The following is a 19,677-nucleotide window of genomic DNA, read 5'->3' on the forward strand; positions in this document are numbered from 1 at the left end:
GTTGACCAAATCCCTGCCACAGGCCGTTTTTGCACGTCCTGCGATTCCTCCACAGAAGGTTAATAAGACCTTAACGCAAGGGGGGCTGCTCTAAGATCTTGATAATTCTGCACGAAATTGTGTGTGCGACGTGATCGCCTTGGTTTGAGCGCGATATGTAGTGATTGGCATTGCTCTGCGGGGCATATATTGCGCTTGGTAGCCTGCGGCGGCGAGAGGGGCAATTCTTAACGTAACAAAACAACAAAAGCCGCCCGCGGGCGGCTTTCTTGGTTAATAAAGCGGCGCTTTAACTTAGGCAGCCGAGTTGGTGTTAGCCGGTTTGCGCGCGGCTTTCTGCTTGGGGGCAGCTGCATTGGCATCAATGAAGTCGAGCACAAGAGGGCGGATATTGTTGCGCCAGCTTTTGCCCGCAAAGATGCCATAGTGTCCGGCGCCCGGCTCAACATGGCTTGCTTTCTTGCTGTCAGGCAGACCGGTGCACAAATCCAGTGCGGCGACACATTGCCCTGGCGCGGTGATATCGTCCTTCGCACCCTCAACAGTTTTGATGGCAACGGTGGTGATTTTGCCGATATCGACCGTACGTCCGTTCACGACAAACTGATTCTTGGCGATCTCGTTGTTTTTGAAGATTCGCTCCACAGTTGTGAGATAAAACTCTGCGGTCATATCCATCACCGCAAGATACTCATCATAGAACCGGTTGTGAGAATCGTGGTCAGAGGCCTCACCGCGCGTCACGCGCAAGATCTGATCGGAAAAGGCTTTGGAGTGGCGCTCTGCGTTCATCGACATGAAGGATTGGAGCTGCAGCAGGCCCGGATACACCATGCGCCCAACGCCCGGATATTTGAAGCCAACCCGCTGGATCATGGTTTCCTTCAGCTGCTCCATGGTCACGCGATGGCCAAAGTCGGTCACCTCGGTCGCAGCGGCTTCCGTATCAATCGGGCCGCCAATCAAAGTAAGAGACCGGGGCTGCGCCTCCGGATCTTCTTCCGCCAGATAGGCTGTCGCCGCCAAGGTCAGCGGCGCTGGTTGGCACACGGCCACCAAATGGGTGTCCGCGCCGAGGTGCTTCATAAAATCGACAAGATAAAGCGTGTAGTCTTCAACATCGAATTTCCCCTCGCTCACAGGGATATCGCGCGCGTTATGCCAATCCGTGATGTAGACTTCGCAATCCGCAATCAGGCTTTTAACGGTGGAGCGCAACAGTGTCGCATAGTGCCCCGACATCGGCGCAACCAACAGAACTTTACGTTTCATGGGTTTGCGGCCAGACACCTCAAAATGAATCAGATCCCCAAACGGGCGCTCTACGAGCGTGTTCACATTGACAAGGTGGTCCTTGCCATCCTCACAGGTAAAATTGTGAATGCCCCAGTCCGGTTTCACCACCATCCGCTGAAAGGTGCGCTCCGTCACCTGACCCCAGGCCGCCATCCATTGCAGGGCCGGGTTCGGGATCATTGCCATCGTTGGATAAGACGCCATCGCCGAAGCTGTCGCCCCCAACCATTGGTTGGTGTTGCGCATGGTCTCCATAAAGTCATACGTGGCCATGTACCGCATTTGTGTGTTCCTTACCTTGGGGTATCCAGAAAAGTGTTTCCCCATTAGTATTACAGGGGCGGATATCATTATGCTGCGTAGCAGCAAGGTTAAGGCGAATGTATTAATATGACAACAAATGAGATCGAAACGGGCGAAAAATTGGATCGTCTGAATGCCAACCTCGCAAAAGTCGAGGCGTTGTCACTAAAGCTCGCAGAGGTCATGGCGCGTCATAAGCCCCTGAGAAATGAGCTAAATGCGCCTGAGCCTGAGGTCTTTGTGAATGCCGCCACTGCCTATTGGCAGGGCATGATGGAAAACCCTGGAAAAATCCTCGAAAACCAGCTCGATCTGTGGAGTAAGTCGGTCAAAAGCTTCGTGGATGCGCAAAACTTGATCTTAAAAGGGCAGTTTGCTGCACCGCAGGACGACACGCCAACCGACCGCCGATTCTCACATCATTTTTGGCAGGATCATCCGTATTTCAACATGCTCAAACAGCAGTACATGCGCAACGCGGAGGCGATCAAAATCGCGGTCTCCGAGCTTGAGGGCTTGTCCGCCAAGGACAAACAGCGGATCGATTATTTCTCGCGCCAGATCATTGATATGATGTCGCCTACAAATTTTCTGGGCACCAACCCGGAAGCGCTGGAGCGTGCCGTTGAAACAGAGGGGCAGAGCCTTGTTGATGGCCTGGAAAACCTGATTGCGGATCTGGACGCCAATAATGGCGAGCTTTTGGTAAAGCTCGCGGATGAAAGCGCCTTTGAGATTGGCGGCAACATCGCCACGGCGCCGGGCAAGGTGGTCTATCGCAACCGTCTTTTCGAACTTCTGCAGTTTTCTCCCACCACTGATACCGTCTACGAAGTGCCGCTGGTGATTTTTCCGCCGTGGATCAACAAATACTACATTCTCGATCTGAAAGAGCAAAACAGCTTGATCCGCTGGGCGGTGGCGCAGGGCTACACAGTCTTTGTGGTCAGTTGGGTCAACCCGGATCGCAGCTTGGCGGATGTGGGGCTGGATGACTACATCGAGGAAGGCTTTCTGGAGGCAATCGCACAGATCAAAGAGATCTCCGGGCAACCACAGATCAATGCCGTGGGATACTGCATTGCGGGCACCACCCTGCATTTGACGCTCTCGCTCATGAAAAAACGCGGCGATGACTCACTGAAATCTGCCACGTTCTTCACGACCCTGACGGACTTTGGCGAGCAGGGCGAATTCACCCCGTTTCTGCAAAACGATTTTATCGACGGTATTGATGAGGAGGTCGCAGAAGAGGGGATCCTGCGCTCTTTTATCATGCAGCGCACCTTCAGCTTCCTGCGCTCCAATGATCTGATCTACACGCCCGCCATCAAAAGCTATATGATGGGAGAGGCGCCTCCGGCCTTCGATCTGCTGTATTGGAACGGCGACGGCTCGGGCCTGCCGGGCAAAATGGCGCACCAATATTTGCGCGACCTGTGCCAATCCAATAAATTCGTGGGTGAGGGGCTCCAGATGTGCGGAGAAACCCTGAAGATATCTGATGTGGATATTCCCACCTGCTCGGTCACATGTGAAACCGACCACATTGCGCGGTGGAAAGATTGTTATCGCGGCTATCAACAGACCAAAAGCCGCTCAAAGACCTTCATCGTTTCACAGTCCGGTCACATCGCTGGCATCGTGAACCCGCCCAGCAAAAAGAAATATGGCCACTACACCAACACCAAGCTCAGCTTATCTGCTGATGAGTGGATGGAGCAGGCGACGTTTCATGAGGGGTCGTGGTGGCCGCGTTGGGATGCATGGTTGTCCAAAAAATCAGGCAAACACATCGACGCGCGCATGCCCGGAACGGCGTCGCATCCGGCTCTTGGTGACGCACCCGGTGACTACGTGCGCAAAAAAGCGCTGAAATAAAGGCGGCTTGGCGGGTTTTTGCTGCAATGCAGCAGAAAAAACTTGAAATGCTGCATCGCAGCATGCATATTGCTTCCAGAGACTAGACGCACAGCCCACATTCCCTACTTTCTTACTCGGGCTGTTATTCAATTAAGGAACTGGAACAATGGCCAAAGCAGCACAGGATGTAACTGCAATGTTCAAAGACGTGATGGGCTCTTTCCCTGTCGACACCACAGCTTTTGAAGACGCGTTCAAAAATTCCGCAGCGCTCAATGAAAAGCTGACCGCAGTTGCGCTGGGCGCCGCTGAGAAATCGTCCGAGATTTCTTCCAAGTGGACCAAAGACACCCTGTCCAAACTGGGTGACATGTCTAAAGCCAAAGAAGAGCCAGCTGATTACGCCAAAGCGCTGACCGATTTTGCCTCCGCTCAGGCAGAAGTTGCAGCCGAGAACATGGCGGCTTTTGCCGAAGTGGCAAAAAAAGTTCAGATGGAAACCGTTGAGTTGTTGATGTCTGCGGGCAAGGACGCCACCGAAGAGGCGACCGCAGCTGTCAAAAAAGCCACCTCTGAGGTGACTGCCGCTGCGAAAAAAGCGGCAGCAAAATAAAAACTAAGCAAATTTCGCGCCCCTCCTCCTCCCCGAGGCGCGGTTTGCAAGGGCAGGCTTCAGGCCTGCCCTTTCTTTTTGTTTTGCACTCGCATAGGCTTTTTCTGCACTGCAAAGAAAAATGGGGAGATGGACGTGGGCGAGGACAAGAAACCACTGCTGATCAAACGGTACGCCAGCCGGCGGCTCTACAACACCGAGACCAGCGATTATGTGACATTGGAAGACATCGCCGGTTTCATCCGATCCGGGCGAGAGGTGCAGATTGTCGATCTCAAAAGCGGGGACGACCTGACGCGTCAGTACCTGCTGCAAATCATTGCGGAGCATGAAAGCCGCGGCGAAAACGTGCTGCCGTTGAATGTGCTGAATGATTTGGTGCGGGCCTACACCACACAGGCCACCTCGATGGTGCCGCAATTCTTGCAAACCTCCTTTGACATGCTGCGCGAGGGCCAGGAAAAAGTCATGGAAAGCATGGGGGGAGGTATGAAAATGCCGGGCCTGGAGGCGATGCAGGCGCAGCAAGAGGCCTTCATGAAGGCCATGACCGGTGGCATGGGGTGGCCGAGCGGGCCAGCGCAGAGCGCAGATGACACGCGCGAAAGCGCCGAGGGCGAAGAACTCGATGACATCAAGAAACAGCTGGCGGAGCTTCAGGAAAAACTTTCCAAGCTCAAATAAGCGGATCAGCTCCGGCGCCGCAGTCACCGACTCTTTTGTGCGCACAGCTTGGGTTGTGCGCATATATTGTGTCTGATTTGCGAATTTTCTGTTGTTTTTGTCATTGATTCGTTACGCTTGAGGCGTCGAGCAGACCAATGAGGAGCCAGTATGGCCAAAGCCACAACAGGGAAAACCACCCGCAAACCGACCACTGCGCGGGCGAAAACAACCAAAACCAGAGCGCGGGCCACAACCACGCGCAAATCCAGTGCAAGCCTGAAGGACGCAAGCGTTTCTGACGCGGCAAAGACGCCCGAAACCACGTCCCCCGCGCCATCCGACACCACAGAAGCGCTCCCAGTCTTGCGCAAGCGAGAGTTGATTGAGGCGGTTGTGATGCGCTCGGGTGTGAAAAAGCGTGATGTAAAGCCAGCTGTGGAGGCTGCGCTCGCGATTCTCGGGGAAACGCTTGCCGCGGGGCAGGGGCTCAACCTGCCTGAACTTGGCAAACTCAAGATTCAGAACAGCAAGTTGGTTGATGACGTGCAGGTGGTAAACCTGCGTTTGCGCCGTAAGTTGGCAAGCGCAGCGGCACACGATCAAGAAAGCGAAAAAGAGGGGCTTGCAGAGCCTGCTGAGTGAGGATAGAAGCCGCGCTACCGGGTGATTAGCTCAGTGGTAGAGCGCTTCGTTCACATCGAAGATGTCAGGAGTTCAAATCTCTTATCACCCACCATTTCCCTCCGTTTTTTGCGCAAGAATCACTTGAAGTTCGTAGCTTAAAAGGCTGAATTATCAGTGAAAATGGCGCTTCTTAAAGCGCCATTCTGTCTCTTTTCGCTGTGCGCGTCTCAGCGCGCCAATATGCGCAAACGGTTTTCAAACTCACCGCGATCCACATAGCACCCATGCAGGTGTCGCCGCCCGGTGTTGGGATCAAACGCAGAGCGCCCATGCAATACACGGCGGTTGTCAAACACTACCATTTCGCCCGCTTTCAGTTTGAGATCTAAGACGTATTTGGGATCACGCGTCATCGCCATAAACATCTGATAGGCACGGTAATAGCGCGCCATCTGCTCCGGGGCGATGTCCAGAAAATCCGCCAGATGCGCATTGAAGCAAATCTCAATCACGTCGCCGTTGTCATCGCAGGTGATCACGCGTTTGCGGGCGCGAATGTCGGTGGTCTCATCATGAAACCGGAAGGGGATTGAGATGTCACACAAGGCTGCAAACGCATCCGGATCCATAGTCTTCAGATCTTCGGCCACTGCATAACCATCACAGAACAGCGATTCTCCGCCCTCTGCCTTATTGGCAAGACAGTGCAAAAACTGAAAGCCCGGGGGCAGTTCCTGATTTGTCAGATCGGTGTGCAGCGGCAAGGCCACCGGCGTGTAGGCCAGGTTGTTGGGATTCGGTTTTGATTTCACCTCAAACGTCACCCCAAAATTGGTTTCGCGCAGAAAACCAATCCGTTTTGCCACATCCATTCCGGCCTCAGTGCTGTCCGCCAGCCCCTCTATGATGCTCAGGCCATACTGACGTGTCGCTACCAGCCAATCCTGCAGCGCGGCATCTTCTTGCATCACAGGCTCCGCAACAGCACGTGGGATACCCGCTGCGGACAGATCGCTGCGCCAGGAGATAAAGCCCGTGTCAGCGGCATCGGCCGCACGCTGGCCGGGACGATGCGCGCGCAGCCAGGCAAGATCATACAGGCTATCGCCTCGTCCATCTGCCCAGCTGACTTTGAGATGGGATTCAATCTGTTCGGCGGACTCCGCTTTGATGTCGAGCGCAATCGCCGTGAGATCGGTCATTCGTTCCTGCGTTTGCGGGTGGAAGCCGGCCGGATCATTCTCCCGCAACCAGATAAAGGGGAAATCGCCAACGGTGTCTTGGTCCCAGGTGAGGCGCACAAGGGTATCTGCCAGTTCAATCTGAACCGGCGCACTTGGTGTCTGAACAGTCATAAAGACCTCTTTTTGCTGAGTTATGTATGTTTTGAGCTCAGGCAAAAGAGGGCGGAGGCCACCAGTCATAAGCCTTTTTGTACGGATGGCCCGGTCTGCGGCCCAGAAGGGCTGGAAAATCGACAGGAGAGTACATGTGTGGCTTGAGTGGCTTCATTTAGGGTCTCATCTCTCCCTGACTAAGCCCGCGATTTGGAAACGGTCAAACACAAATGCGACCTGACAAGCGACATGGCTCAGATTCTTTTTCTCTCTCACACCGACATGCATGGATTTTTTGCAAAGCGGGTGGCGCACAGTCTGTGGTTCAGGTGAATCGCACCTGATCGCGCTTCAAACCGCAGGTTTCATAGGGGAGGAGGTGTTGTGGTTTGGGGCGAGGCAGACACTGATTTGACCGGAATTTTCAGAGAAAATCATTTAGGGGCAAAAAAGTTCAAAAATGGGGTTGCATGCCCCCGCAGTATTCTCTAAATCCGCCCTCACCGGGTCGTTAGCTCAGTTGGTAGAGCGCTTCGTTTACACCGAAGATGTCGGGAGTTCGAGCCTCTCACGACCCACCATTCTTCATTAGAATTGCTCGATTGCTCTACCGTAACTGAACTCCGTTTGAGTTAGGTGCTGCGTCTTTTCCGAGGGTTGAACTCGCAAAACAACCAAAAGGTTTGAACCTTACCGTCAGTGCGGGCGTGGTGTTCCGGTGGTTGTGTGCAAGGCCGCCATGCAAGTTCATAAAGCACAGCGGCCAAGCCATTTAACTCGCGTCTTTGAAGGCCTTGTATTCGCCACGCACTTGAACTGTTATCGTTACGGCTTGTTTGTCGCGATTGCGCCAGAACCAACCATGAGAACCATCAAACTCCGCAAGGATTGTGCCTTCTGATCCGGTTGAACCGCGCCCTTTTTCGTATGTAACAGATTGACCGGAGCCATGACCGTGCAAATCAAAGTTTACGCGGCCTCCATCTACAATCATGCGGAATTGTGCGGATTGGCCTTGGGTCATCTCCAGCTTCCATTCTGCGGAAGCGCCTGGCTCAAGAGCAAAGGTCACTTCGTCACGCCAGACCACCACTTCCTGAGCGTAGGCTGTGCTTACAAAAATGCCGAGAATGTCGTTGAGAAAGTTCGACTGATCGTTGTCGCTGGCGTCGCGTTGTCGATCTTCTTCGGCTTCAGTGGCGAGTTGTGATTTGATCTCGCCCATCTCAGCGAGTCCCAGAAGCCGCCCCACGCGCGTCGGGTCTATCCCGTACTCTGCGGGAAGAACGGCAGTGATAAGGATCACCAAAGCGGATGCTGCTGCGATGAATGTAGATCTCAAAAGTTGGGCAGTTGTGGGTAGTTCTTCGAGAGTTGGTTTGTTGGAATTGAACATATACTTGTCTCCTAGTCGCACTTCAGGCGACGAAAAATCCGGTAATCTGGTAGCCCGCAAGGATGAAGCCGAGCATCATCATGACCACATTTGCGGTGTAGGCTTCTTGCAGGAAGGTTGGCGATCTGCGCCAGTAACCCATGACAATGAGGATCGCTGAGAGTGCCAAGACTTGGCCGATCTCTACGCCGACATTGAATGCCAGCAGGTTGGGCAGCAGCCCCTCGGAGGCGATGTCGTAGTCTAGGATTTTTGTGGCCAGCCCTGTGCCGTGGAACAGGCCAAAGATCAGGGTTGCAGCCTTTGTATTGGGCTGTACCCCAAACCAACGTTGGTAGGCACCAAGATTGTCGAGTGCTTTGTAGACCACGGACAATCCGATAATGGCATCAACGACATAGGCATTCACGCTCCAGCCGAACCAGACGCCCGCAAGCATGGTGGTGGAATGGCCGAAGGCGAAGATGCTGACATAAATGCCGACATCTTTCCTACGGTAGAGGAAGAAAACGACGCCGAGCAGGAACAGTATATGATCATATCCTGTGACCATGTGCTTTGCGCCCAGGTAGGTAAAGGGGATGAGGTTTACGCCCCAGATTTCTTGAATGTAGCCCGCGTCGCCTTCGGTGACGTTATGGGCAGCGGCGGCAGATGCATACAGCATCAGCGCAGCACACAATGGTAGGGGGGCGGCCGCGCGGAAGGTGCGCAGGCAGAGCCCACCGGTTTTGGTGGATTGCATTGATATCTCCATGGATGTCCTGAAATTTGTGTCCAAAGACCCTTGTTGGGCCGGGTCAGGTCCGAGGAGGGCGCTCCAGGAGATAGAATGGCGTTGACCACAGGATTCGCTGCGCTCTGTGTCGCGCCGCTTCAGCTTTTAGCGTCCAGTTTTCAGCATGCTGGGTAAGTATGAGCGCCTGTGTGTGATCATGATCTGCGGCATCGTGGCTGTGGCCATGAAGGGCCCACATTGCATCGTCCTGAAAGTCATGTGAGTGACCATGACTCTCCATCATTTCAGTGTGATGCTGCAAAGCATCCATGATCTTTGGGAGGTGAGCTGGACTGGGGCTCGCGGCCCAAACCGCCATCGCAATACATACCACCGCCAAAAGCAAAGTGCTTGTGAGGCGTTTGAAAGGCAGTGCTCGTATTTTAGCGGTCGTGGGTTGCGTCATCTTTTGAGGCAGTATGCTATCTTGCTCTATCCTCCGGGGGAGGTTAAGGATGCTTTATGTCAAAACCACATGTCCACGCAAGTCATCCTAAGATCGCCACTCGGCTGAAACGCGCTGAGGGGCATTTGCGATCTGTGATTTCCATGATCGAAGAAGGCCGCGCTTGCGTAGATGTTGCGCAACAATTGCAGGCTGTGGAGAGTGCGATCCGAAATGCAAAGCAAACTCTGATCCACGATCATATGGATCACTGCATAGACACTGAAAACACCGGCGATCGTGCGGAACTCAAAGCCATCGCTCGCTACCTGTGAGGCCAATATGTTTGAAGTGCTGACGGATAAAACCTATCGCCATCTTTTCTTGGCACAGCTTGTTGCGCTGTTGGGCACTGGGCTTGCGACCGTCGCAATGGGCTTGTTGGCCTTTGATCTCGCAGGTGAAAGTGCCGCGTTGGTGTTGGGCACAGTGTTCACCATCAAGATGGTGGCCTATGTCGGCATTGGCCCGATTGCCGGAGCCTTTGCGGATCGTGTGAATCGCCGGGCTCTGCTTGTGACGCTGGATGTGGTGCGGGGGAGTGCCGCGCTGTGTCTGCCTTTCGTGACAGAGGTCTGGCAGCTCTATGTGCTGATATTCCTTTTGCAGTCGGCATCCGCCGCCTTTACCCCGACATTTCAGGCCACCATTCCAGATGTGTTGCCTGACGAGGCGCGTTATACCCGGGCTTTGTCACTCTCGCGACTGGCCTATGATCTTGAAAACATTATCAGCCCAACGCTTGCCGCGCTTTTGCTCGTAGTTCTGAGCTATGACGCGCTGTTCCTCGGCACGGTGGTCGGGTTTGGTGCCTCTGCCCTGTTGCTTATCTCTGTCGCGTTGCCAAGTCCCAAAGCCGCAGAAGCGCGCGGTGTGTATGATCGTACGACGCGGGGCATTCGCATTTATCTTGCCACGCCGCGTTTGCGTGGTCTGTTGGGGCTCAGCTTCGCAGCCTCAAGCGCAGGAGCGATGGTTCTGGTGAATTCTGTTGCGCTTGTGCGCGGCGATTTGGGCATGTCTGAGAGCGCGCTGGCGTGGACCGTCTTTGGCTTTGGCTTGGGCAGCATGATTGTCGCCTTTACTCTGCCACGCCTTTTGGATCACGTGTCAGATCGCTCTGTCATGTTAGTGGGGGGGCTGATCATGGTTGGTGCCCTTTTGGCCATCGCTTTGGTTGTGGTGGTGCGCGGATTGTCTTGGCCGCTGTTGTTTGGCACGTGGCTGTTGATCGGTTTGGGGTATTCCGCGGTGCTCACACCCTCTGGCAGGCTCCTGACCCGCTCTTCACATCCCGAGGACCGCCCTGCGGTGTTTGCGGCGCAGTTCGCGCTGTCACATGCCTGTTGGCTGGTCGCGTATCCGTTGTCGGGCTGGCTCATGACGGCATTCGGCGCGGTTGCTGCCTTTGTTGTTCTGGCGCTGGTTGCCGCGTTGGGGATCATTGCCGCGCTGCGGGCCTGGCCCTCTGAAGAGTCTGAGACGGTCGAGCACACGCATGAGAATCTGCCGCTGGATCATCCACACCTGCAGGGCCATCGCAGCCATGCCCATCCGCTGATCATCGATGACGCCCATCCCAAGTGGGCGCAGCGATTCTGATCGTGGAAATTTGGGGTCGGCTTTGGCAGGTCCACTTATGCTTTCAGTACAAGCACTGTCGCAGCCCATTTTGGCGGCATCACCTGGGTGATCCAACTGGCCTGTGTCCAAGAGCGGCCGGGTAGGCGTGTCCCTACAAATCAGCGGCACAAAAAAAGCGGCCCATGGGGCCGCTTCAATGGTCTCATACGCAGAGGTGTCTGGCTTAGCCAGCAACGATTGGGGCGCAGAGCAGGGCGCCGGTCTCGGTGCTTTGCAGCTCGTAACCGCCGGGGCAGCTTGCGTCGCCCGCTTTGTTAAAGGTTGGCTGTACATTGATCGGTGCCGGCTCTTCTTGTTGGCCACAAGCGGCGAGAGTCAGACCAGCGATGCAAAGGGCAGCGTAAATCGGTTTCATTCTGATTTTCCTTCAAAAGAATTTTGATCGAGTGAGTCCACCTAATCACAAAAACGTGTGCAGGCAAAGCTTACTCAGCGCTGTGCTTAGCTTAAAAATAACGGCTTGGCAGGGGCTTGTGAAATTTCTTCGATTTTCGTGCGGATATCCGCTTGACGCGCCTGAGCGCTCGGCATAAACCCCACCACACGCTGAGGGGCACACGCCAAACAGCGAGCAGCGAGCGGTTGTAGCTCAGTTGGTTAGAGTACCGGCCTGTCACGCCGGGGGTCGCGGGTTCGAGCCCCGTCAACCGCGCCACCGCTGCTAGTCCAGACCTTGGGCGCCTTCGGGCAAAGGGTCATGCCGAAAGGCGAAGATATATGCGCGGTTGTAGCTCAGTTGGTTAGAGTACCGGCCTGTCACGCCGGGGGTCGCGGGTTCGAGCCCCGTCAACCGCGCCACTTCTTCCTCCCCTGAAAAGATGGTTGAATTGGTCGCTTTAAAGCGCGCATTATCTGCGCCTTTTTGCGGCGTCTTTGTCCCGCCACAGAAAAAACGCGCCCGAAGGCGCGTTTCTGATTCTCATCATGATTCGAAACCCTTAGCGGGTCAGAGCCTCAAGGATTCGCGCCCAGGAACGGGTGCCTTTGTGAAAGCTCTCCACATCATATTTTTCATTGGGGGAGTGGATCTGGTCATCGTCGCGGCCAAAGCCGATCAGCATCGAATCCATGTCGAGAATCTCTTTGAAGTAGCCCGCAATCGGAATCGATCCGCCGCAGCCCACATAGGCGGCAGGGCGGGGCCATTCATCGCTCAGCGCCGCACGCGCTTTTTCAAAGGCGGGGTCTTCGATCGACATTTGCGACGCACCAGAGCCCTTTTCGGTGCGGTACTCAACGCTGAACCCATCCGGCAGGTTGCGTTCCAGATAGCTGCGGAACGCCGCGCGGATCTTGTCTGGATCTTGCTGCCCAACCAGTCGGAAAGAGACCTTGGCAGAGGCCTGTGAGGGCAGCACGGTTTTGAAGCCATCCCCGGTGTAGCCGCCCCAGATGCCGTTCACATCACAGGTCGGGCGCGACCAGATCTGTTCCAGCGGTGTGCGGTCCTGTTCCCCTGCTGGCGCTTTCAGCCCCACATCGCCCAAATAGGTGGCATGATCAAAATTCAATCCCTGCCATTGGGCGCGAATGTCATCGGGCAACTCGGGCACGTCGTCATAAAACCCTTCCAGGGTCACAGCGCCGGTGTCATCATGCAGCCCTGCGAGGATTTTGTTCAGCACCCGGATCGGGTTCATCGCAATGCCGCCATACATGCCCGAATGCAGATCGCGCGAGGGCCCCGTGATGGTGAAATCCTCGCCCAGCAGCCCACGCAGCATCGTTGTGATCGCCGGCACAGCGCTTTCAAACAACCCGGTGTCACAGATCAAAGCAATGTCACAGCTAAGTTCCTCGGCATTCTCTTGCAGGAAGGGCACAAGGCTCGGCGACCCTGATTCTTCTTCGCCTTCAAACAGAAACGTGATCTTGCAGGGCAGGGCGCCATGCTCGGCAATCCAGGCGCGGCAGGCCTCCACAAATGTCATCAGCTGCCCCTTATCATCAGAGGCCCCGCGGGCGCGAATGACTTGGCCAGCATCGGTGTCTTCCAGCGCGGGATCAAACGGGTCACGATCCCACAGCTCCAGTGGGTCCACCGGCTGCACGTCGTAGTGACCATAAAATAGAATGTGCGGGCTGTCTTCGCTGGGGCCATCGACGTGGCCAACAACCATGGGGTGCCCCGTGGTTGGACGTTTTTCCGCTTTGATGCCAAGGCCTTGCAGATCTTTGACCAGCCAATCCGCTGCCGCGTCCACATCCGCATTAAAGGCAGGATCGGTCGAGATGGATTTGATGCGCAGCAGATCAAACAAACGGTCAATCGCCGCAGGCATCTGCGCGTCGATGCGGGCGAGAACAGGATCAAGAGACATAGGAATTCCTTTTCGTTGCACCGCAAAGCGGTGAGATGCGCAAACCGTATCACTGCAATCTCAGCTGTCCAATGGCCCCCGTTTACGCTTTGATCGACATCAAGGTGCTACACTTTGTCAGTCTGCTACCCATTGCCCAAGCGGCTGTTGAGGTTTAGAACAGCTCTAATATTCAGTCATGACCCCAGCAGGTGGAGACATGGCCGGGGAGAAGGAAAGCCACTGTGGATTACACTGCAAAGCTAGATGACGCTCTGAATCGACTGCATGATGAAGGCCGCTATCGCACGTTCATTGATATCGAACGTCAGCAAGGACATTTTCCACACGCAACCTGGACCCGCCCAGATGGCACGCAGCGCCCGATCACCGTCTGGTGTGGCAACGACTATCTCGGCATGGGCCAGCATCCTGTCGTGCTCGCAGCAATGCACGAGGCGGTGGATGCCACTGGCGCAGGCTCCGGCGGCACCCGTAATATCTCCGGCACCACAGTGTACCACAAACGCCTAGAGGCAGAGCTTGCGGATCTGCATGGCAAGGACGCCGCGCTGCTGTTCACCAGCGCCTACATCGCAAATGATGCAACTTTAAGCACTTTGCCAAAGCTGTTCCCGGGTCTGATCATCTATTCTGACGAGCTCAACCACGCCTCCATGATTGAGGGCGTGCGCCGCAATGGCGGGGCCAAACGCATCTTCAAGCACAATGATGTGGCGCATCTGCGCAGCCTGCTGGAAGCGGATGATCCCGCAGCGCCCAAACTGATCGCCTTTGAATCAGTCTACTCTATGGATGGCGATTTTGGGCCGATCGAAGAGATCTGCGATCTGGCAGATGAATTTGGCGCGCTGACCTATATTGATGAGGTGCACGCCGTGGGCATGTATGGCCCGCGCGGCGGCGGCGTGACAGAGCGTGACAATCTCGCGCATCGCATCGACATCATCAATGGCACCTTGGCCAAAGCTTATGGTGTGATGGGCGGCTACATCGCAGCATCGGAAAAAATGTGCGATGCCATAAGATCTTATGCGCCGGGCTTCATCTTCACAACCTCCCTGCCGCCGGCGGTCGCCGCAGGTGCCGCTGCTTCTGTTGCGCATCTGAAAACCGATCAGGCTCTTCGGGAGCGTCACCAGACGCAGGCCAAAATTCTCAAGCTGCGCCTGAAAGGGCTGGGCTTGCCGATCATTGATCATGGCACCCACATCGTGCCCGTGATTGTTGGCAATCCGGTGCACACCAAAGTGCTGTCTGATCACCTGCTCGAAGACTACGGGATCTATGTGCAGCCGATCAATTTCCCAACCGTGCCACGTGGCACGGAGCGTCTGCGATTCACACCGTCGCCGGTCCATGGACCCAAAGAAATTGATGCGCTTGTGCATGCTCTGGATGCACTCTGGAGCCACTGTGCGCTGAATCGCGCCGAACTCGCGGGTTAACCGATAGATAACGTTCTCAATGCTACCATATATGGTATAGTGATCCTTAATAAGGGGATCAGCTCGAATCAGGGGAAGAACGAGCTGACGTTGTTAAACGAGGCATGAGGGATGATCGGGCGCAAATCCAAGCGCGATACCGAAGAGGTATTAGAAGGCCCAATGGGCTACGATGACTTTGCTGTAAGTCTCGGTGATATGATGCGCGGCGAGCGTGCCACAATGGGCAAGTCGCTGCTGGATGTTCAAAGGGAACTCCGCATTCGCGCCAGCTATGTGGCAGCCATCGAAAACTGTGATCCCTCGGCTTTCGAAACCCCTGGGTTCATTGCAGGATACGTGCGCTCTTATGCGCGCTACCTCGGCTTGGATCCCGAGCAGGCGTTTGATACGTTCTGTGCCGAAAGTGGCTTTAGCACGGCGCATGGCATGTCCGCCGAAGCGTCAGGCGCCCGCAAGGTGGAAAAGGTTCTGCCCTCCGCCTCAAGCGATCCATTCTCTTCAGCCAATGCACCGTTTACCCCTATTCAGGAATCACTGCTGTCGCGGATTGAGCCGCGCGCCATTGGCTCTTCTTTGGTCCTGTTGGCTCTGATTGCCGGGCTTGGCTATGGGGGCTGGTCGGTGCTCAATGAAATTCAGCGCGTAGCGCTTGCCCCTGTGGAGCAAACGCCTGTTGTGCTGAGTGATTTGGATCCTCTGGACAGTGTCGTACCCAACGCACCAACATCTGATGCGTCTGACGCCCTTCAGACGGCCGAGGTGGGCGCGGGCGTGTTTGCCCCTGCAGAAGTGCTGGACCGTCTCTATCGTCCGCAGGCACTCGATGTTCCTGTGCTGGTCGCGCGAGATGCGCCGATTTCCCAACTCAACCCAGACAACGTTGGCGTCTTCACGCCAGAGATCCCTGCGGTGATTGCCGCGGTTGTCCCTGAAGAAGAGCGCCCGATTCCGATTGTTGTTGAGGACGCGCCGCCAGAAATCGTCGTGATGGCCGTGCGCCCGGCTTGGGTGCGTGTGCGCAGCGCAGATGGCTCTATCCTGTTTGAAAAAATCCTGAACGCTGGGGAAGAATACGTGCTTCCCGCGACCGAAGAGGCACCGATCCTGCGCGCAGGCATGAGTGGTTCGGTTTACTTCAAACTCAACGGTGAGTTCTACGGACCGGCAGGCGAGGGCACCAGTGTTGCCCGTGACCTGCCTCTCGCTATGGACACGCTCAAAGAAGACTTTGCAGTCGCCGATCTGAATGGCGATCCAGAGCTTGCACGCATTGTAGCGTTGGCCGAAGCAGCCACAGACGCCGTGCCAGAGGTGGCCGAGGCAGAGTGATCTCGGTCTTTCCGGACCTGTCTAAGCTCTGACCAGACACATGTTGCAAACCAACCAGAGCGCTGCCCATCCGGCGGCGCTTTTTTCTATGCCGGTCTCAACAATAAAAAGCAGCGCCGAGGCGCTGCTTTGGAGTTTAGAGCAGTTTACGCTATGAACGAGCTCGGCGGTTCGCCGTTCGGATTAGTTCATGGGAGGCGACACCGGCGAGACCGCGCGACTTTCTGAGAGAAAGGGGTTGTTCGTGTGTGAATCAGCCGCGCTTGCCTTCCACAATCGCCCGCATCGCATCCAGCGGCAGATAGCCGCGCAGCATTTCATCTTGCAGCACAAAGGAGGGCGTGCCGGTGATCTGCATGTCCCGCGCCAGCAGGCGGGTTGTGACGATCTCTTGCGTCACCTCATCGCTGTTCATGTGCTCAAGCAATGGCTCAGCATCAAACCCTAGCCCTTTCGACAAACGTTTGAGGGAGCGTTCCGTCACATCCCCGCGCATTTTGATCAATGCGTCATGGGCCTGTTTGTAGGAGTCATCTCCCAGCTTTTGTTTGACCGCGATGGCAAAACGAGAGCTCAGTTCAGAGGCTTCACCAAGGATCGGGTACTCTTTCACGATAAAGCGGATGTTCCCGTCACTCTTGATCAGTTCGGCAACCTCATCATGGGCTTTGCGGCAGTAGCCGCAGCGGTAGTCGATAAATTCAACCAGCGTGATGTCACCCTCTGGGTTGCCGCCCACCCAACTGTAGCCATCCTCAAACAGCCGCTCCGTGTTTGCCGCAACCAGCGCCAGATCGTCTTGCTCTTTGTTTTGCGCCTCACGCTCCTGCAGGATCGCGACCGCTTCCATGATCACCTCTGGGTTCTCCAGCAGGTAGTTGCGGATTTCATCACGGAACACACCGCGCTCCGCGTCTGACATGCTGTCGATGTCAAATGCCATTGCAGAGGTTGCGCTCAGGCCAAGGGCAAGGGCGGTGGGGGCGAATAGGCGTTTCATGCGGGAACTCTCCATCACTTTTTCTTATTGGCACGCTTGGCGGCAGACACGATGTCTTGTGCGCGGCGTGCCGCACTTGAGCCGCGGGGCAGGCGGGTTAGGGCGCGTTGGGCATGTATGTCGGCATCTTTGAGCCGGTTGGCAAGGGCATAGCGTTCCGCCGTCGCCAGAGAGGCCAACCCGGGTTGACCATTCTGCGCATAGGCAGAACCCAGATCCCGCAATAGCTTGCCATTGCGAAAATCACGGGAACGGGCGTTTTCCAGGTGTTTCAGCGCTTCTTTGGGGCGATTGACGGTCAAAAGCGCCCGGCCCAGCCCGCCAAGGATCAGCGGGTTGCGCGGCGCAAGCTGCGCCGCTTTGCGATAAGCGTTCACAGCATTTTGAAACTGGCGGCTCTCCAAGAGGATCTGCCCCTTGAGCTCATAATAAAATGCATCGTTGGGGCGCGCGGCAATCGCCTTGTTGATATGGGCAATCGCTTGCGACGTGTTCTGCTGGCGGTGATAGGCCACCGCAAGGCGCATCTGCCGAACATCCTCAGAGCGGCTGTCGCCCGCGCGCTGCAATGTCCATTTGGTCGGGCGCAAAAACGCCGTCAGCTTTGAACGCGCGCGGTCATACCAATACTCCATTTCCGGCTGCGGACGGCTTTTGCCGGTATAGGCCGCCACAAACCGCTCCATCGCGCGCACGCGGTCCCGCGACAGCGGGTGGGAGCGCATGTAAGGGTCCTGACGAGACACATTCAACAGATCCTGGCCTTCAAAGATCTTATGCACATCCACAGCCCCCGCAGGATCGATGCCAGCGGAGGCCATGTAGCGCACGGCAGATTGATCTGCAGAGGCTTCTTCGGCCCGTGTATGGGCGAGAAATTGCCGAAGGGCTGCGCTTTGCGTGCCCAGTGCCACACCCGCTGCCACATCTCCGCGCCCAGAGGCCGCTGCAGCGGCCAGTGCCAGCGCCAGACCAAGGCCAGCGGTAGAGCGCGCCGAATCAAGATTGGCCTGCCGACGGGTCAGATGCCCATTGGCGATATGGGCCGCCTCATGGGCAATCACCGCCTGTAACATCTCAGGTGTGTCCATCTGCATGATCATGCCCGTGTGAATAAAAATATGTTGTGGATCAACCACAAAGGCATTGAGGCTCTTGTCGTTCACCAAGAGGATTTGCACGTTATTTCCAAGGCCCGCAGCACTCAGAATGGGCGCCGCCATCTTGCGCAGGGCGTGCTCTATGTCCGGGTCTCGGATCAACGATGCGGCCTGCGCCAGAGGGGTTGTGATCAAAAGCGCCAGCAGCGTCACGAGGGCGACGGCATGGGAACGCAAAGCGGTGATTGACGACGCCGTCATTTCGCGGTGAAACCTCATGAGCGACAATAGGGAACAAATTGATGCGGAACTCAAGACGTGGGGCAGTGGATCCCTTCATTGTGATGGATGTGATGGAAGCGGCGCGCCAGGCCGAAGAGGCAGGCCGCCACATCATTCATATGGAGGTGGGCCAGCCCGGCACCGCCGCACCCGAAGGGGCGCGCCGCGCTTTGGCCGCGCAGATGGATAAAGGCGCGCTTGGCTACACGGTGGCACTTGGCATTCCAGAGCTGCGCGCGCGCATCGCACAGCTTTACGGCGATTGGTACAATGTGGATCTTGATCCCGGTCGCGTGATTGTCACGCCGGGCTCTTCTGGAGCCTTTTTGCTCGCCTTTTCTGCGCTGTTTGATGCGGGCGAACGTGTCGCCATCGGCGCGCCGGGTTACCCCAGCTATCGCCAGATCCTCAAAGCGCTGAGTCTCGAGCCGCTCGATATCCAGACCGCACCGCAAAACCGCCTGCAACCGGTGCCCGATGATCTGCGCGCCATGGATTTTGAGGGGCTGATGGTGGCCTCACCAGCCAACCCCACCGGCACCATGCTCAACAGCCGTTCGATGGGCGCGCTCATCGATCTCTGTCGCGAAAAAGACGCGGCCTTCATCAGCGATGAAATCTACCACGGCATCGAATATGAGGCCAAAGCCGTCACCGCTCTGGAACTCACGCATGACTGCTATGTCATCAATTCCTTCTCCAAGTACTTCAGCATGACCGGCTGGCGTGTCGGCTGGATGGTGGTGCCTGACGATCATGTCCGCAAGGTCGAGCGGCTGGCGCAAAACATGTTCATCTGTGCCCCGCACGCAAGCCAGGTTGCGGCGCTGGCGGCGATGGATTGCCATGACGAGCTGGAGGCCAATATGGCCGTCTACCGCGCCAATCGCACGATGATGATCGACGGCCTTCCCAAAGCGGGTTTTGCTAAATTTGCCCCACCGGATGGGGCTTTCTACGTCTATGTTGATGTGAGCGATTTCACCAATGACAGCCGCGCCTTTGCACAGGAAATTCTGGAGGACGCAGGCGTCGCGGTGACCCCGGGTCTTGATTTTGATCCAGTGCGCGGCCACCAGACCCTGCGCTTTTCCTATGCGCGCAGCACCGCCGACATCGCCGAAGGTCTGGCGCGACTGGAGCGGTTCATGCGCGCGCGTGGCCATCTCTGAGGCCGCGCAAAACATGCGGCGCGGCCCCATCTACGAAAAAAATAGTAGACTGAGGGG

17 protein-coding genes and 4 tRNA genes are annotated in these 19,677 nt (G+C 56.1%); 13 read left to right on the forward strand and 8 right to left on the reverse strand.

The features are described from left to right. Positions 1–294: 294 nt before the first annotated feature. Positions 295–1,578: a polyhydroxyalkanoate depolymerase gene (gene phaZ / locus PJL69_RS01015; RefSeq protein WP_271308004.1), complete on the reverse strand. Its 1,284-nt coding sequence runs from the start codon at positions 1,576–1,578 to the stop codon at positions 295–297. A gap of 108 nt (positions 1,579–1,686) precedes the next feature. Here phaZ and PJL69_RS01020 point away from each other — a divergent pair, with 108 nt between their 5' ends. The 5 genes from PJL69_RS01020 (at position 1,687) to PJL69_RS01040 (ending at position 5,477) form a co-directional block, all read left to right on the forward strand. Beyond that, positions 1,687–3,480 (forward strand): PHA/PHB synthase family protein, encoded by a 1,794-nt coding sequence (locus tag PJL69_RS01020; RefSeq protein WP_271308005.1) that lies wholly within the window; start codon positions 1,687–1,689, stop codon positions 3,478–3,480. A 148-nt stretch (positions 3,481–3,628) separates the two neighbouring features. Further along, a complete protein-coding gene (locus tag PJL69_RS01025) occupies positions 3,629–4,075 on the forward strand; it encodes a phasin family protein (protein WP_209097531.1) in 447 nt (148 codons plus the stop codon). 135 nt (positions 4,076–4,210) lie between these two features. Continuing rightward, positions 4,211–4,759, forward strand: coding sequence for a polyhydroxyalkanoate synthesis repressor PhaR (phaR, locus tag PJL69_RS01030; RefSeq protein WP_209097530.1), 549 nt, complete (start codon positions 4,211–4,213; stop codon positions 4,757–4,759). Between the two features lie 150 nt (positions 4,760–4,909). Beyond that, positions 4,910–5,383, forward strand: a complete 474-nt coding sequence (locus PJL69_RS01035; RefSeq protein WP_271308006.1) for an HU family DNA-binding protein — start codon at positions 4,910–4,912, stop codon at positions 5,381–5,383. A gap of 19 nt (positions 5,384–5,402) precedes the next feature. Next, positions 5,403–5,477, forward strand: a tRNA-Val gene (locus tag PJL69_RS01040). Positions 5,478–5,592: 115 nt separating this feature from the next. Here PJL69_RS01040 and PJL69_RS01045 read toward each other — a convergent pair. Next, entirely contained in the window at positions 5,593–6,720 is a 1,128-nt protein-coding gene (locus PJL69_RS01045; protein WP_271308007.1) for a TauD/TfdA family dioxygenase, read from the reverse strand. Between the two features lie 487 nt (positions 6,721–7,207). Between PJL69_RS01045 and PJL69_RS01050 the strand changes: the two genes are divergently transcribed. Continuing rightward, a tRNA-Val gene (locus tag PJL69_RS01050) sits at positions 7,208–7,283 on the forward strand. A 191-nt stretch (positions 7,284–7,474) separates the two neighbouring features. On the opposite strand, the gene PJL69_RS01055 is transcribed toward PJL69_RS01050, so the two are convergent. Continuing rightward, positions 7,475–8,098 (reverse strand): transmembrane anchor protein, encoded by a 624-nt coding sequence (locus PJL69_RS01055; RefSeq protein WP_271308008.1) that lies wholly within the window; start codon positions 8,096–8,098, stop codon positions 7,475–7,477. 22 nt (positions 8,099–8,120) lie between these two features. Further along, complete coding sequence (locus PJL69_RS01060; protein ID WP_271308953.1) at positions 8,121–8,765, reverse strand: HupE/UreJ family protein; 645 nt, start codon at positions 8,763–8,765, stop codon at positions 8,121–8,123. 573 nt (positions 8,766–9,338) lie between these two features. Between PJL69_RS01060 and PJL69_RS01065 the strand changes: the two genes are divergently transcribed. Together PJL69_RS01065 and PJL69_RS01070 are read left to right on the forward strand one after the other, a co-directional pair. After that, complete coding sequence (locus PJL69_RS01065) at positions 9,339–9,596, forward strand: metal-sensing transcriptional repressor (protein WP_271308009.1); 258 nt, start codon at positions 9,339–9,341, stop codon at positions 9,594–9,596. Positions 9,597–9,603: 7 nt separating this feature from the next. Further along, complete coding sequence (locus tag PJL69_RS01070; RefSeq protein WP_271308010.1) at positions 9,604–10,923, forward strand: MFS transporter; 1,320 nt, start codon at positions 9,604–9,606, stop codon at positions 10,921–10,923. Positions 10,924–11,128: 205 nt separating this feature from the next. On the opposite strand, the gene PJL69_RS01075 is transcribed toward PJL69_RS01070, so the two are convergent. Further along, the gene (locus tag PJL69_RS01075; RefSeq protein ID WP_271308011.1) at positions 11,129–11,320 is read right to left on the reverse strand and encodes a hypothetical protein; all 192 of its coding nucleotides are present in this window, start codon (positions 11,318–11,320) and stop codon (positions 11,129–11,131) included. Between the two features lie 223 nt (positions 11,321–11,543). Between PJL69_RS01075 and PJL69_RS01080 the strand changes: the two genes are divergently transcribed. Beyond that, positions 11,544–11,620 (forward strand) — tRNA-Asp (locus PJL69_RS01080). Between the two features lie 66 nt (positions 11,621–11,686). Next, positions 11,687–11,763 (forward strand) — tRNA-Asp (locus PJL69_RS01085). Positions 11,764–11,903: 140 nt separating this feature from the next. Here the strand turns inward: PJL69_RS01085 and PJL69_RS01090 are convergent. Beyond that, complete coding sequence (locus PJL69_RS01090) at positions 11,904–13,286, reverse strand: M20/M25/M40 family metallo-hydrolase (protein WP_271308012.1); 1,383 nt, start codon at positions 13,284–13,286, stop codon at positions 11,904–11,906. A gap of 224 nt (positions 13,287–13,510) precedes the next feature. Here PJL69_RS01090 and hemA point away from each other — a divergent pair, with 224 nt between their 5' ends. Next, positions 13,511–14,734, forward strand: coding sequence for a 5-aminolevulinate synthase (gene hemA, locus PJL69_RS01095; RefSeq protein ID WP_209097522.1), 1,224 nt, complete (start codon positions 13,511–13,513; stop codon positions 14,732–14,734). 111 nt (positions 14,735–14,845) lie between these two features. Continuing rightward, positions 14,846–16,066 (forward strand): helix-turn-helix domain-containing protein, encoded by a 1,221-nt coding sequence (locus PJL69_RS01100; protein WP_271308013.1) that lies wholly within the window; start codon positions 14,846–14,848, stop codon positions 16,064–16,066. A gap of 253 nt (positions 16,067–16,319) precedes the next feature. On the opposite strand, the gene PJL69_RS01105 is transcribed toward PJL69_RS01100, so the two are convergent. Then, positions 16,320–17,066 carry a DsbA family protein gene (locus PJL69_RS01105; RefSeq protein WP_271308014.1) on the reverse strand — a complete coding sequence of 249 codons (747 nt, stop codon included), beginning with the start codon at positions 17,064–17,066 and terminating at the stop codon, positions 16,320–16,322. Between the two features lie 14 nt (positions 17,067–17,080). Beyond that, complete coding sequence (locus PJL69_RS01110; RefSeq protein ID WP_271308015.1) at positions 17,081–18,427, reverse strand: M48 family metalloprotease; 1,347 nt, start codon at positions 18,425–18,427, stop codon at positions 17,081–17,083. A 41-nt stretch (positions 18,428–18,468) separates the two neighbouring features. Between PJL69_RS01110 and PJL69_RS01115 the strand changes: the two genes are divergently transcribed. Continuing rightward, on the forward strand, positions 18,469–19,620 hold the full coding sequence (locus PJL69_RS01115; RefSeq protein ID WP_271308016.1) for a pyridoxal phosphate-dependent aminotransferase: 1,152 nt from the start codon (positions 18,469–18,471) through the stop codon (positions 19,618–19,620). The last annotated feature ends 57 nt before the right edge of the window (positions 19,621–19,677 follow it).

Source organism: Shimia sp. MMG029, assembly GCF_027947445.1.
Classification (GTDB): domain Bacteria; phylum Pseudomonadota; class Alphaproteobacteria; order Rhodobacterales; family Rhodobacteraceae; genus Shimia.